Below are 13,437 nucleotides of genomic sequence, written 5' to 3'. Positions count from 1 at the left end.
CTTTCGGCTATCGGCCTGGGTTATGGTAAAAGGTTTTAAATTTCGGCTTTCGGCGGTCGGCTGTCGGCGGTCGGCTGTCGGCCATTGTACTATCAAATCTGTCAATCAAAAGTTTTCTCAAAAAAAGCCGACTGCCGATTGCCGACAGCCGAAGTCTTCTAAAATTCCAACACTTCATTGTCTCCAAAGTTCTCATACGAGCTGGTAATCACCTTCTCGCCAGGCTTCAAGCCTTCGAGGACTTCGAAATATTCAGGGTTTTTGCGACCGAGGGTAATGTTGCGTTTCGAGGCGCGCTTGCCATCGTCACCCACCACGTACACCCAGTTTCCACCCGTTTCGGAGAAGAAACCACCCACCGGCAGCAACGTCGCCTGCGAAGGCTGACCGAGTTGCAGGCGGATCGGGGCAGACTGCCCGCGTTTGATCAGCTCCGGCGCGCCCTTATCGAACTGCATATCCACTTCAAACCGGCCGCTGAGCACCTCAGGATAAATTTTGATGATTTTCAGGCCGTAATCCTTTCCATTGAACTCCATCGAGCCTTGCAGACCCACAAAAATCCGTGAAATATAATGCTCATCCACGCTGACGCGCATTTTGAAACCGTTCAAATCGTCGATCTGCCCGATATTCTGCCCTTGGTTGATATTCGATCCTACTTCCACATTCATGGATGACAACAGGCCGGATACCGGCGCTTTCACCACCAGGTTGTCGAGCGTCTGGCGCCAGAGTCCCACGTTTTTCTGCGTGCTGGCCAATGTGCCTTCCAGTTGTGTAATCTGCATTTTAGCATTTTCTTCCTGGTATTTCTGCGATTCGATCTCGATTTCACGCTGTCTTACCAGTTTTTCGTAATCGCGCTTCGTTTTCAGATAATCGGCTTCGGGAATGACCTTGTCCTTGAAAAGTTTTACGTTGCGGTCATGTGCGTCTTTGGCCTGGTCTAGCTGGAAATCCAGGTCGCTCAATGTCTTTTGGAGTGTAAAACGCGCCACTTTCAGGTTCTGACGTGTATTTTGAAGATCGTTTACCAGGCGGCTGGCCTCGGTTTCCGATTGGAGAAAGCTCAATTTCAGGTTCTGGTTTTCCAACCGCAGGAGCACGTCGCCCTGTTTCACCATGTTGCCGCCTTCGATGAGTTTTTCCGTCACATAGCCACCCACGATCGCGTCGAGCTGGATCGTTTTCAGGGGTTGCACTACGCCGGTCACGACGATGAATTCGTCGAATTTACCTTGTCTCACTTCCGAAATGGTCAGTTTGTCCTGCTCCACGTTCAGTTTGCTTCTCGTATCGGCAAAAAAGAACTGATAGACCAGGAAAGCGGCCAGCAAAACACCGCCACCGATCATGCTGATGCGTTTGGTATTCCAGAATTTCTTGGGTTTAACTCGGTCCATGGTTGATCCTCCGGAAAATCCGTTACTGGTGCTTGTCGAGTTAGGTGTCTTAACTTCCATTATATGCTAGTGATTGAGTTCGCCTTTTGTATTTGGCTTTTATAATCCAATCACTATGCCAAAGCAGGTAGAGCTGTCTAATCACTTGAATATCAAAGCAATTTGCATTCACAACACGGCTATCAATGTCCGTTATCGGACAAATTTGTTCGGGCGCGGACAAGCCGGTTTTCGTGGCCTTTTGAAGGTAAAATAGTGACATTTTAGCTTTGTAGGAAATAATATTTCAAATTGCGTCCTTATCTTGACAAACAATTCCGTTAAGTCCTTATCCGGCAGTGCCGACCCGCCTGCGCACCACAAGAAAACAGCCATGCTACTATCAGAAGCCAAGATCCTCATTATCGACGACGATGTTGACGTACTCAGTGCAGCCAAACTTTTGCTGAAACGCCACGCCAAGGCCGTCGACATTGAAAAGAACCCCCAAAAACTGCCATTTCTCGTCACCAACGGCGATTACAACCTGATCCTGCTCGACATGAACTTCACCCGCGATGTGAACAGCGGACGTGAGGGGTTCCATTGGCTCGACCGCATTCTGGACATCAATCCAGCCGCGAAAGTGATCATGATCACCGCATATGGTGATATCGAAATGGCAATCCGGGCCATTAAGGCCGGAGCGATCGATTTTGTGCTGAAACCATGGGAAAATGACAAGCTCCTCGCGACGATCGCGACGGCGCTGGAAGGCGGCAAGGACAAAGTGGCGCCCGTAGCGGAAGAAAAAACCAAGGACGACCCCAAAAAGAACAGCAAAGCCGCGGCCGACACCATTGTAGCCACCAGCGACAGCATGCGCCAGGTGCTCCTCACGGCGGAACGTGTAGCCTCCACCGACGCCAATGTGCTCATCCTTGGCGAAAACGGTACCGGCAAAACGCAGCTCGCCAGGCACGTGCACCAGCATTCCAAACGCGCCGACAAGCCATTCGTGGCCGTGGACCTCGGGGCGATCAGCGAAACGCTCTTCGAAAGCGAGCTCTTCGGACACGTGAAAGGCGCCTTTACCGACGCCAAGGAAGACCGCGCCGGGCGTTTTGAAGAAGCCAAAGGCGGCACGATTTTCCTCGACGAGATCGGCAACCTCACCTTACCTTTGCAGGCCAAGCTGCTCACCGTCATTCAGGAACGCAAAGTGACCCGCGTGGGCTCCAACAAGCCCATCGCGCTGGACGTGCGCCTCATTTGCGCGACCAACATGAACATCGAAAAAATGGTGACAGACAAAACCTTCCGTCAGGATTTGCTCTACCGGATCAATACCATCGAGCTGGAACTGCCTCCGCTGCGCGACCGGCCCGAGGATATTAGCGCTCTCGCCGATTATTATCTCAAACAATACGCCAAAAAATACAACCGGCCCGTTAACGACATCAGCAACGCATTGGTGAAGAAAATGCAGCAGTACAACTGGCCGGGCAATATCCGCGAACTGCAACATGCCGTGGAACGCGCCGTGATCCTTTCCCAGGAAAAAACTTTGCAACCTGATGACCTTTTCCTCAAAAGTTCGGCCGGGCAGCCTGCCACCGCCACCGGCTTCGACCTGGAAGACATGGAAAAAACGATGATCATCAAAGCATTGAAACGCTTCAACGGAAACATCACCGATGCGGCCCGCGAGCTGGGTCTCAGCCGCGCAGCGCTTTACCGACGTATGGAGAAATACGGTTTGTAAGCGAACGACGAGTCGCATTACCACCGTTTCAAACCGCCGGAAGTACGAACTTGGCATGTTTTTTGGGTTTACATCAATTAAAAAGCTCAACTGCTATCCAATTTTGTACTTCCGATGACCAAATCGCTTCCTATATTCATCCTTGTTTTTTTCGCTCAATTCGCATTCGCCCAAAGGGGCGGCATCAAGCCCGTACCGCTCAAAAACGTGAAAACCACGCAGGGTTTCTGGCACGACCGCGTAGACCTCGCCCGCGCCGTGACCGTCCCTCATGCATTGCATCAATGCGAGGAATCGGGGCGGCTGGACAACTTCGCCGTCGCAGGCGGTTTGAAAAAAGGGGTATTCAAAGGTGCACGATTTGACGATTCCGACGTGTTCAAAGTCGTGGAAGGCGCTTCTTATGTACTTCAAAATCAATATGATCCTAAACTTGACAAATACCTTGACTCGCTGATCACGCTATTCGCGGCTGCGCAGGAACCGGACGGCTATCTTTACACGATCCGCACCATTAACAAGGACACCACGGGCTCCTACGACTGGATCGCGGGTCCCTATCGCTATTCATTCGAGAACGGCAGCCACGAATTATACAACGTGGGCCACTTGTACGAAGCCGCCGTGGCGCATTATGAAGCAACGGGCAAGAAAAACCTGCTGAATGTGGCAATCAAAAATGCCGACCATCTTGTGAAAACCATTGGCCCGAAACCGGGACAAATGGTGGTCGTTCCCGGCCATGAGGAAACTGAGCTCGCATTGATCCGCCTCTACCGCGTGACCGGCAAAAAAGAATACCTCGATCTTTCCAAGTTCTTCATCGACATGCGCGGCCGGTCCGACAAGCGCACGCTCTTCCTCGACGAACACAAACTCGGCCCGGCCTATTTCCAGGACCAGGTGCCTTTCGTACGTCAGCGCGAAGCCGTAGGGCATGCCGTGCGTGCGCAATACCTGTACACGAGCGTAGCCGACCTGCTCACGCTCCGCCCCGATCCGAAAGACGAGGCCGCCGTGGATGCGATCTGGAATGATGCGACGCACCGCAAACAGTACGTAACCGGCGGAATGGGCGCCCGGGAAGACGGCGAGGCGTTCGACAAACCTTATATACTGCCCAACGACAATGCCTACGCCGAAACCTGCGCGGCCATTGCCAATATGCTCTGGAACCACAAAATGTACCTGCGCACCGGCGAGGCGAAGTATATGGATGTGTTCGAACGGGTGCTTTACAACGGCTTCCTGGGCGGTATGGGCGTGAAAGGGAATACGTTCTTTTATGTAAACCCGATGTCGTCCAACGGCAAGAATGATTTCAACAAAGGCTCCGGTGCTGTGCGGCACGAGTGGTTCGGGACGGCGTGCTGCCCTACGAACGTGTCCCGGTTTTTGCCTTCAATGCCGGGCTATATGTATGCAACGCAAGGCAATGCACTCGTTGTCAACCTTTTTGGAGACACCAAAGCAAACATTACCTTACCTGCCACGGCCGTTCAGATCTCCCAGCAGACGCAATATCCATGGCAGGGAAATATCCGCATTCAGGTTGATCCCGAAAAAAGCGGCGCATTTCCGCTGCACATCCGCATTCCCGGCTGGGCCACGGGCCAGGCTATTCCCGGAGATTTGTACAGCTACGAAGACAAGCTAGCCAAACCGGTAACCGTGCAGATCAATGGCAAGAAGGCCGACGCTGCCATCGAAAACGGTTACCTCAAACTCAACCGCACCTGGAAAAAGGGCGATGTGGTGGAGCTGGTGCTGGATATGCCCGTGCGCAGGGTCATTTCAAATGAAAAACTGACGGCCAACAAAGGCAAAGTAGCCATAGAACGCGGGCCGGTGCTGTATTGCGCCGAAGGTCACGACAATGGCGGAAAGGCGCTCTCGATCAGAATGTCCGGAACACAGGAATTTACCCCCGCTTACCAAAAGGAAATGCTGGGCGGCATTAACGTCCTGAAATCCAAGGAGCAGAACATTACCCTAATCCCGTACTACGCCTGGGCCAACCGCGGTGCCAATGAAATGCAGATCTGGTTCGACAGGCAGTAAGAATGCTTACATCCGGATTATTTCCGCTGTAAATTCTGCTGGAATGTTTCGATGTCTTTCAGCTCGCCGTTCATCACGAGGTTAATGTCGCTGTTGTCCAAAACATCGCTCTCAGATTTGATTTTACTTTTGAAATAAAATGTAAAGGGAAGCTCTTTTCCCTGCCCGATCATCTGTGCGCCTGCTTTGATGACTTTACCCAAACTCACCGAAAGCGGAATTTCGTAAACGTCCTTGCTCTTCGATTTGACTTTCGTAATGCCCGTCACGGCCCCTTCCGCGAAGCGTTTCTGTTTGCCCAGGTCCATTGCGTAAGTCGGGTTCTGAAATTCCAGCGAAAAGGGGTTCAGATTCGTCACTTCCACTTTCACGACAATGTCCGACTCTTTCAAGCCCAGCTTTTTGAAATCATAACCCGCCATTTTCATCATCGGAAGCCGGTAAAGCGGCAGGCGCTTGTCCATTTCGAGCACGAGCGAATCTTTGCCCAGGAACGCTTTCTCGAAATGCAGCACGGTTTGAAAATGGTAATCGGCGCTGTCCTCGCCTTTGGCCGCTTCCTCGTCGCCTTCCATCCGCAGGTTGCGGATCTTCACTTTTGCGGGCAGCGTGAGCACCGAGCTATCGGCCGCTTTCACTTCCAGCGGCTCGCCATAGCGGTCCTCTACCACCGTCCGGCCATTCATTTGAACCATATAATGAAGGGCTTTCAAACGCATTCCCACCGGCAGCGGGTTATGTACGAGCGTTTTGAGCTCCATTTTCAGTGTACTATCGGTAATGTCGCTGATGCGCCCGACGCTCATTTCCACACGCGGTTTCAGTCCCGAGACGGGGTTACGGTCGCTTTTTTTGAAAAAATACCATACGCCGAGTCCAATACCCGCGAGTATCAGAAGAATGATGATCAGTTTAAAGGGCTTGCGTTGTTTCATAGTGTCAGTTGATTTGCAGCCCCATCTCAAAAAGCATTCCTGCCGCTTTTGTCCCGCCGCCACACGTATATGTGTACGAATCTCGTCAGCCGGCAGCCCAACTCTTCCGGCAGGCGGCATTTTGGTTTTGGTATGGATTTTTAAAAAGGGTGCGTCAAAACAATGGCAGCTGCCATTAGCAATCATCAATACCACGACCATTAAAACTACAAGATCATGAAAGCGACTAAAAGCAAAAAGGCAAGTAAACAGATCACCGAAACGGACAGCGCAAAATTGAAAGAGCTCTTTGTAGATGGACTGAAAGACATTTACTGGGCAGAAAAGAATCTTGCAAAAGCATTAACCAAACTTGCCAAAAATGCCACTTCGGAAGAACTGAAAGCAGCTTTCGAACAACATACCACGGAAACCGAAGAACACGCGAAGGTAGTGGAACAGGTTTTTGAAATGATCGGTGAGAAAGCGCAGGCCAAAAAATGCGCAGCTATGGAAGGCCTGATCGAAGAAGCGAACGAAATCATCGAAAGCACCGATAAAGGCACCATGGTACGCGACTGCGGACTTATTATGGCCGCTCAGAAAGTGGAGCATTACGAAATCGCGTCGTACGGCACGCTGCGCAACATCGCGCGCACGCTGGGACACAATGAGGTGGCTGATTTGCTGCAACAAACGCTTGACCAGGAAGGGGAAACCGACCACAAGCTGACGGAACTGGCAGAGGCCTATGTGAATGAGGAAGCAAGCGTTGAGTAGGGGCTTCTGCCTTTTATAAAAAGCAGAGAGGCGATCGGATAACCCGATCGCCTCTTTTGCATTCAATATATACATCTACACCAGATTCAACTTGCCGTGATCGCCACCATCCGGTGTGGTGCCTGTAATCACCGCTTTGAGCATCGAGAAGAATACGACCATTTTCGAAGAAGTACTATCCCAGTAGGCTGCTTCCTGCGTGGTAACCCTCAGCACTGCCAGATCGGGATCGTCTTTTCCGCCCGGGAACCAGGCTTTCGACATGAGGTTCCAGAGCTCGTCTTTCCGGCGCTCGCTTTCCACGATCGAGGCCGTGCCCGAGATGCTCAGGTAAGTATTATTGGCAGGGTCGGAGTATATCAATGTCACCGCGTCGCCCAGCCTGGCGTCCTTCACGAGCTCGGTGTGGCGGCTGGTGAAGAACCAGATATTGCCCTCGGCGTCGATATCCAGCGTGGTCATCGGCCGAGATACGATTTTGCCGTTTTCAATCGTCGTGTACATACAAAACCGGATGTCTTCCGCCAGCGATTTCAGTTTTTGAGTGGCCTGATTATCTTCAAAATCCTTTTCCATAACGTTATTTTTAGATCTGTTGAAATTTTGGTTTGAATCCAAATCTGTAAAACAACCGTTCCAAGGATCGGAGACAGAGCCGGTTTAGCCGCGGATCAGTTTGTCGTATTCCTTTTCTGCTAATGCCTTCTCATCCAGCCCCGAATAGGCTGTAAAATAATGCATGATCAACCCTATCCCCCAGCCTAGCATCGGAAAAACCGGCCATGGGAATACATGATGCTTCCCAAACGAAAAGGTAGAAACGAGGTATATCAACCACAGGCCCGCATTCACGATCAGGTATGTGCGTAAATGCATTTTGAAACCGGCTCTCTTTTTTGCTTTCCTCCAAAGGAATTCGTTGCGTGGCGTTTCCATGATGCTGTCTGTTTAAGGTTAACTGAATAATAATTAAAAATAACCTTCCCATTCAGCCCATTCCAGCCGAACCCGATGGAGTGCGGGATTAGCCGGACGAAGGACATTATTTAGCAGACGAAGCGTCCGCTATTTCATTAAAATTCAAGGCGGTAGTTCAGCACCGGCAGCAGCCCGGTTTGAGTCACGGTTTTTACGCGGTCCTCTTTCTTGTTATAGTAGCGCTCCAATGCATTCAGGCGGTTGGTTGCATTTTGGAGGTCGAGGGAGATCGTGGACGTCGTGCGTCGTTTGTTTTTGGTATAACTCACACGCAGATCGGCGCGGAAATAGTCGGGAAGCTTGTCCGAATAGCTGCGTGACCAATCTCTTTCGGTACGTCCCTTTTCGCGTGATTTTTCCAGGTCGATGGGCGTTGTCCGGTTGCCGCCGGCAGCCAAAAGCTTGATATTGGCTGCGAAAATGTTGGTTTTGTTTTTTCCGACACGCCATTCTTTCCCAGCGAGTAAGTTCTGCACATACTGGCCATTGAAGCGGCTGTCACGCTCGATGCCATCACGCCCGGTGTATTTTGACTGATATAGGGACGTGGTGCTCATGACATAAATGCCCGCGGTCAGCGATTTTTCCACGGTTATTTCCAGCCCGTAGCTGCGGCCCTTGCCATCGCTCGTCAGCGAATCGCTCACAAAACCGCTGATTTCGTTCAGCTGCGAGTTATGCAGCAGATAGGGCGTTGTGGTATTCGCCGGGCCGATCGGGATGTTGTAATGATGCTGGTAGTAAGTTTCAGCGAGAATGCGCCAGCTCGCCGACGGCCTGAACTCATACCCCGCCACCAAATGCGCCGATTTGGTGAGTTTCAGGTTTTTATTAAACAATTCTGTTTTATCCTCCGACACCTTCACCTGGGCCAGGTACATCGAAATGGCTTCCGTTTTGCTATGCAGCCCCGCGCCGAAGCTCACGGTCGACCGCGGTGCCACTGCCCATTTCAGTCCAGCTCTCGGTTCAATGGAGAAACGATGGTTCAGTGCGAGCAGCATTCCGTGCAAGCCGGCATTGAGCGTAACGGTAGGCGTTAAACGCGACTTCCATTGTGCATAGCCCTGAAACAGCTGGGTATTGCCTTTCCGGTCCACATTCACTTCGTAGGGGCCGTCCTCATTATCCTTGTCGTAGAGGTTGAAGTCCAGGTGGTTAATGATCACGCCCAGCCGCACCGTGTTGCGTGCATTGAGTTTATAATTATAGAGAGAGGAGAGCCTTAATGCCTGATTCACAAACTTTTGCTGATAAGTCGCGTCGATGTTTTTATCGTAGAAATCGCCCGTCTGGCTCGTCGCCGAGTAGGAAACGACATTCTCCATATACGATTTGTTGTTGATATAGCGAAGGTAATTGACGCCCACAATGCCGCGGTTGGATTTGAAAGTCTCTCTCCAGTCGTCGTCATCGACTTTCGATGTACTCAGGCCGCCCATTCCCCACACGCTCACAACCACCTTGTCGTCGTAAGGGATATATATTTTAAAAGCACCGTCCTGAAAATCAATCGAAGCATCGCCATTAAGGTTAACGCCGACCTTATTAAGAACGGAAAGAGTAGAATAGCGGTAATTGGCCAGATAAGAAGCGCCGCCCTTGGGACCAATGGGTCCTTCGGCAGCAAAATCGAGCCCGAGAATGCCGGCCTGCATTGCATATTCGCGTTTTTCATTGTTCCCTTTTCTGAGTTTGAGGTCAAAAACACCGGAAGTCGCATTGCCGTATTCCGCTGGAAAAGCGCCGGTAAGGAAGTCGGAGTTACCGAGCACATTGGCACTCAGCGCGCTGATGCCGCCGCCGCTTGCTCCTTCCTGCGCAAAGTGATTGGGATTGGGGATCTCGACGCCTTCCATGCGCCACAGCATGCCTTTCGGGCTGTTTCCCCTGATGATGAGCTGGTTACTGCCGTCGTCGGTTGCGGCCACGCCGGCGAATGACATCGCCATCCGCGCCGGGTCGTTCACCGACGCCGCGAAGCGCTTCGTTTGGTCCACCGTGAAAGAGCGGCCGCTCACGCTCACCATGTCGTTCAGCGGCGCGCCATTTTCCTTCTGCGCTTTCACAACCACCTCATTAAGCGCTTTGAACGACTCGGTGAGTTTGATATTCAGCTCCACTTCCTTGCCGGAGCCGACGTTGATTTCCTGGATAAAGGCATCGTCGTAACCCAGGCTCGTAATCTTAAACGAATGTCGGCCGACGGGCACTTTTTCAATGCGGAAATTGCCTTCCGTATCCGTTACACCACCGATAATGGGCGTAGTAGAAGTAACGATCACATTCGCGCCGATCACCGGCTGCTGCGACTCGGTATCGACGACCCGTCCTTTGACGGTCTGTGCAGGCTGCGCAAAGGCCAGGGCGCTCACGGCCCCGGCCACTAAGGTCAAGATAAATTTTTTCATGGCTGGCTGTTTTGTAATTCTGACAACTCAGCCGATGATGCCCCTAAAAATTTTTGGAAAAATTTTTAAACGGATACTTCCGGTGATCGTAGCAATCCGCTAAACCGCCCAACGCTCCAACCTGTAAGCACTATCCCAAAACACATATTCCAATCGCGAAGCCGTCACGTATGCCTCCGTCATGCGGGCCCGGGTGGCTTCTGACGCGTTGGCGGCCAGTTGATCGCAAATATCCAGCGCCTTTTGCACCGAATGCGCGAAATCTTCGCCGGCGTAGGCGTCGATCCAGTTCTGGTAAGGATTGGGCGTGGCCTGATTGGCATAAATGTAATCGCCGATCTGCTTGTAGATCCAGAAGCAAGGCAGCAATGCAGCCACGGTTACTTCGTAGGACTCGAACGCGCTCGTTGCCATCAGATAATTGGTGTAGGCAAAACAGCCCGGCGCTTTTCCCGATTGATAATCAATGGCATATTCCTTAAAATACCCTAAATGCAGAGCCCGCTCTACCAAAATAGCATTTTGGGCAAATTGCAGAAAATCCAGCAGTTCGTGGCTGTTGCCGGCTTTGGTGCCTGCGACGGCCAATGCGCGGGCGAAATCGGCGAGGTATAGGGAATCCTGGTAAATGTAGAACCTGAATTTTTCGAGTGGCAATGTGCCTTCCTTCAACTCCTGGTTGAACGGATGCCGTTTGATCTCTTCAAATATGGGTAATGCTTCTGCCCAGAGCAGTTCTGTAAATTTCATGATACGATTTGCATGGAAACTGGTGAAAACGAGTGGTTCAAAGGACCCGGACCGTAGCCTGTCACCACATCGGCCCCCGACCGGATTGCCCCCGCAATGTATTCTTTGGCAAAAATGATCGACTCCGCCAGTGAATTGCCCCGCGCAACGTAAGTGGCAATGGCCGACGACAGCGTGCATCCCGTGCCATGGACATTCCGGCTTTCAATGTAGTCCGATTCGAGGATCAGCGGCTCCTGGCTGCTTTGCGCAAGCACATCGTAAATCGTCGATCCTACGAGATGGCCGCCTTTCAGCAACACCGCCCTGCACCCTTTTTCCACCATTTGAATGGCCGCTCCTTTCATCGTCGCAGGCGTGCGGATTTGCCCACCGATGAGGATTTCGGCTTCGTCGAGATTAGGTGTAATGAGGTCCACACGGGGAAAAAGCTCCTGCCACAGCACGGCGACGGTCTCATCCTGGATCAGTTTGGATCCGCTGGTAGAGACCATTACCGGGTCGAAAACGACGAATCCGGGCTTAAACCGGTCGAGCATGTCGGCAATCACCCGCGCAACTTCCACGGTGTTCACCATCCCGATCTTGACGGCATCGACGGTAATGTCTTCGAAAACGGCTTCCAGCTGTTCCTGCAAAAAAGCCGGCGGCACGGGGTGAATGGCCCGCACGCCTTGCGTATTCTGCGCGGTGAGTGCGGTAATGGCCGAAGTTCCGTAGGCGCCCAGTGCCGCGATCGTTTTGAGATCGGCCTGAATGCCCGCGCCACCTCCACTATCGGATCCGGCAATGGTAAGTACGGTTGGGTAACGGTTCATATTGAATGTTTTTTATGGTCAGGAATCGACAGGTGTAGCTAGAAATTTTTCGCTGGCCATAAGATCGAATTCTGGATAATGGATTTGAGCGCTTGTGCGGCTTCCCGCGGCGACGGGGCACTGCAAATGGCCGATACGACCGCTACGCCGTTCGCACCGTTGGTGATGGCGTCGTGTACATTTTCGGGATGAAGCCCGCCGATGACTACCAGCGGATGCCGGCTTTGCTGCCGTGCCCATTGCAAGCCGTCTAATTCCCAGGGTTTTTCCGTGTCTGTTTTAGTAGGCGTTGCAAAAAGCGGGCTCACCGCGAGGTACGACAGGTTCCATTGCTCCGCTTCGAGCACATCATCCTGTTTTTCAGCCGAAAGGCCGATGATCTTGCCTTCGCCGAGCAGGCGGTGGGCGGTTTGGAACGGCATGTCGCTTTGCCCGATATGCACGCCGTCGGCGTCCACGGCAAGGGCCACGTCCAGCCGGTCGTTGATGATCAAAGGCACATTATAAGTTTCCAGGATTGCTTTCAAACGTTTGGCGCGTTCGATGAACGCCCGGGTCGAAAGCGACTTTTCCCGCAGCTGCACCATCGTCACACCGCCTTTCACCGCCTCTTCCACCACCCAGTAAAAGTCCCTTCCGAGGCACGCGGCTTCATCGGTTACCAGGTATAGTTCGAGGTTTGAATTCATATGCATCTTGGTTGTTGCTACCATCGCTATTCCAGTCTGATTTTGCTCAATTCCGCCAGATGCGCCGGGCTAATGTCCGATAAAGTGTCCAGAAACGCGATTTGGAACGATCCGGGCAGTTTGGCAGCCCGGTAAGCCAGTTCGCCGCAAACGCCCATCGTGACAGCCGCCGACACCGCGGCTTCGAACGGATCGGTTACCACCGCCGCGAATGCGCCGGCAAGCGCCGACGCGGAACAGCCCATGCCTGTGACTTTGGTCATGAGCGGCACACCGTTCGAAATCCAGGCCGTCCGGTTGCCATGCACGATCACATCCACCGCGCCGCTCACGCTCACCACCGAGCCGAAACGCTCGCTCAATGCCCGTGCGGCGCCGATGCTGTCGGTGGAATCGGCGGTGCTGTCCACACCCTTGGTTTGAATGCTGGCACCTGCGAGTGCGAGGATTTCGGAGCCGTTACCGCGGATAATGGCCGGCGGGGCTGCCTCGAGCAATGCGGTGAGCACATTATTGCGGTAGGGCGTCGCGCCGGCACCTACCGGATCGAGCACGATCGGTTTGCCGGTTTGCGCCGCCTTCGCCATAGCGCTGTGCATGCCTTCCACCCAGAGGGGCGAAAGCGTGCCGATGTTGACCACCAGCGCACCCGCTATCGAAACCATGTCCTCCACTTCCTCCACCGCATGCGCCATCACCGGCGAAGCACCAATGGCCAGCAATGCATTGGCGGTGAAATTCATCACCACGAAATTGGTAATATTATGCACCAGCGGCGCCTTGGCACGCAGGTTTTGCAAATTCGCTTCCAGTTGAATCGTCATTTGTTAATGATTTTCCCTTTACTCCTTTTTCCTTCCACCTCACCGACGAATGTAGTAGTTTT

General features: G+C 52.5%; 12 protein-coding genes. 3 read left to right on the top strand and 9 right to left on the bottom strand.

Going from position 1 to position 13,437, the window contains the following annotated elements; translation table 11 throughout:
- Positions 1-158: 158 nt before the first annotated feature.
- Positions 159-1,406: an efflux RND transporter periplasmic adaptor subunit gene (locus DFER_RS24100; protein WP_015814279.1), complete on the bottom strand. Its 1,248-nt coding sequence runs from the start codon at positions 1,404-1,406 to the stop codon at positions 159-161.
- Positions 1,407-1,779: 373 nt separating this feature from the next.
- Here DFER_RS24100 and DFER_RS24095 point away from each other — a divergent pair, with 373 nt between their 5' ends.
- Positions 1,780-3,150 (top strand): sigma-54-dependent transcriptional regulator, encoded by a 1,371-nt coding sequence (locus DFER_RS24095; RefSeq protein ID WP_015814278.1) that lies wholly within the window; start codon positions 1,780-1,782, stop codon positions 3,148-3,150.
- A gap of 114 nt (positions 3,151-3,264) precedes the next feature.
- A complete protein-coding gene (locus tag DFER_RS24090) occupies positions 3,265-5,211 on the top strand; it encodes a glycoside hydrolase family 127 protein (protein ID WP_015814277.1) in 1,947 nt (648 codons plus the stop codon).
- 17 nt (positions 5,212-5,228) lie between these two features.
- Here DFER_RS24090 and DFER_RS24085 read toward each other — a convergent pair whose 3' ends face one another.
- Complete coding sequence (locus tag DFER_RS24085; RefSeq protein WP_041735473.1) at positions 5,229-6,146, bottom strand: LEA type 2 family protein; 918 nt, start codon at positions 6,144-6,146, stop codon at positions 5,229-5,231.
- A 216-nt stretch (positions 6,147-6,362) separates the two neighbouring features.
- On the opposite strand from DFER_RS24085, the gene DFER_RS24080 reads away from it, so the two are divergent.
- Complete coding sequence (locus tag DFER_RS24080; RefSeq protein ID WP_015814275.1) at positions 6,363-6,905, top strand: YciE/YciF ferroxidase family protein; 543 nt, start codon at positions 6,363-6,365, stop codon at positions 6,903-6,905.
- Between the two features lie 75 nt (positions 6,906-6,980).
- On the opposite strand, the gene DFER_RS24075 is transcribed toward DFER_RS24080, so the two are convergent.
- From DFER_RS24075 to thiM, 7 genes are all read right to left on the bottom strand, one after another.
- Positions 6,981-7,481 (bottom strand): pyridoxamine 5'-phosphate oxidase family protein, encoded by a 501-nt coding sequence (locus DFER_RS24075; protein ID WP_015814274.1) that lies wholly within the window; start codon positions 7,479-7,481, stop codon positions 6,981-6,983.
- Between the two features lie 84 nt (positions 7,482-7,565).
- Positions 7,566-7,841: a 2TM domain-containing protein gene (locus DFER_RS24070; RefSeq protein ID WP_015814273.1), complete on the bottom strand. Its 276-nt coding sequence runs from the start codon at positions 7,839-7,841 to the stop codon at positions 7,566-7,568.
- A 137-nt stretch (positions 7,842-7,978) separates the two neighbouring features.
- Positions 7,979-10,294, bottom strand: a complete 2,316-nt coding sequence (locus DFER_RS24065) for a TonB-dependent receptor (RefSeq protein WP_015814272.1) — start codon at positions 10,292-10,294, stop codon at positions 7,979-7,981.
- Between the two features lie 99 nt (positions 10,295-10,393).
- The gene (gene tenA / locus DFER_RS24060) at positions 10,394-11,044 is read right to left on the bottom strand and encodes a thiaminase II (RefSeq protein ID WP_015814271.1); all 651 of its coding nucleotides are present in this window, start codon (positions 11,042-11,044) and stop codon (positions 10,394-10,396) included.
- Entirely contained in the window at positions 11,041-11,862 is an 822-nt protein-coding gene (gene thiD / locus DFER_RS24055) for a bifunctional hydroxymethylpyrimidine kinase/phosphomethylpyrimidine kinase (RefSeq protein ID WP_015814270.1), read from the bottom strand. Before thiD ends, tenA begins: the two co-directional genes overlap by 4 nt.
- Before the next feature lie 38 nt (positions 11,863-11,900).
- The gene (gene thiE, locus DFER_RS24050; RefSeq protein WP_229206099.1) at positions 11,901-12,551 is read right to left on the bottom strand and encodes a thiamine phosphate synthase; all 651 of its coding nucleotides are present in this window, start codon (positions 12,549-12,551) and stop codon (positions 11,901-11,903) included.
- Positions 12,552-12,577: 26 nt separating this feature from the next.
- Positions 12,578-13,375, bottom strand: coding sequence for a hydroxyethylthiazole kinase (gene thiM / locus DFER_RS24045; protein WP_015814268.1), 798 nt, complete (start codon positions 13,373-13,375; stop codon positions 12,578-12,580).
- Positions 13,376-13,437: the final 62 nt, after the last annotated feature.

Source organism: Dyadobacter fermentans DSM 18053, from assembly GCF_000023125.1.
Classification (GTDB): Bacteria; Bacteroidota; Bacteroidia; order Cytophagales; family Spirosomataceae; genus Dyadobacter; species Dyadobacter fermentans.
This window is presented reverse-complemented; position numbering and strand designations above follow the sequence as displayed.

What these genes read in the sequence shown, in the direction of transcription:
- DFER_RS24090 (WP_015814277.1), top strand. Translation starts at nt 3,265, where the DNA reads ATGACCAAATCGCTTCCTATATTCATCCTTGTTTTTTTCGCTCAATTC.
- DFER_RS24085 (WP_041735473.1), bottom strand. Translation starts at nt 6,146, where the DNA reads ATGAAACAACGCAAGCCCTTTAAACTGATCATCATTCTTCTGATACTC.
- DFER_RS24065 (WP_015814272.1), bottom strand. Translation starts at nt 10,294, where the DNA reads ATGAAAAAATTTATCTTGACCTTAGTGGCCGGGGCCGTGAGCGCCCTG.
- thiM (WP_015814268.1), bottom strand. Translation starts at nt 13,375, where the DNA reads ATGACGATTCAACTGGAAGCGAATTTGCAAAACCTGCGTGCCAAGGCG.
- DFER_RS24100 (WP_015814279.1), bottom strand. Translation starts at nt 1,406, where the DNA reads ATGGACCGAGTTAAACCCAAGAAATTCTGGAATACCAAACGCATCAGC.
- DFER_RS24095 (WP_015814278.1), top strand. Translation starts at nt 1,780, where the DNA reads ATGCTACTATCAGAAGCCAAGATCCTCATTATCGACGACGATGTTGAC.
- thiD (WP_015814270.1), bottom strand. Translation starts at nt 11,862, where the DNA reads ATGAACCGTTACCCAACCGTACTTACCATTGCCGGATCCGATAGTGGA.
- DFER_RS24070 (WP_015814273.1), bottom strand. Translation starts at nt 7,841, where the DNA reads ATGGAAACGCCACGCAACGAATTCCTTTGGAGGAAAGCAAAAAAGAGA.
- DFER_RS24080 (WP_015814275.1), top strand. Translation starts at nt 6,363, where the DNA reads ATGAAAGCGACTAAAAGCAAAAAGGCAAGTAAACAGATCACCGAAACG.
- tenA (WP_015814271.1), bottom strand. Translation starts at nt 11,044, where the DNA reads ATGAAATTTACAGAACTGCTCTGGGCAGAAGCATTACCCATATTTGAA.
- thiE (WP_229206099.1), bottom strand. Translation starts at nt 12,551, where the DNA reads ATGAATTCAAACCTCGAACTATACCTGGTAACCGATGAAGCCGCGTGC.
- DFER_RS24075 (WP_015814274.1), bottom strand. Translation starts at nt 7,481, where the DNA reads ATGGAAAAGGATTTTGAAGATAATCAGGCCACTCAAAAACTGAAATCG.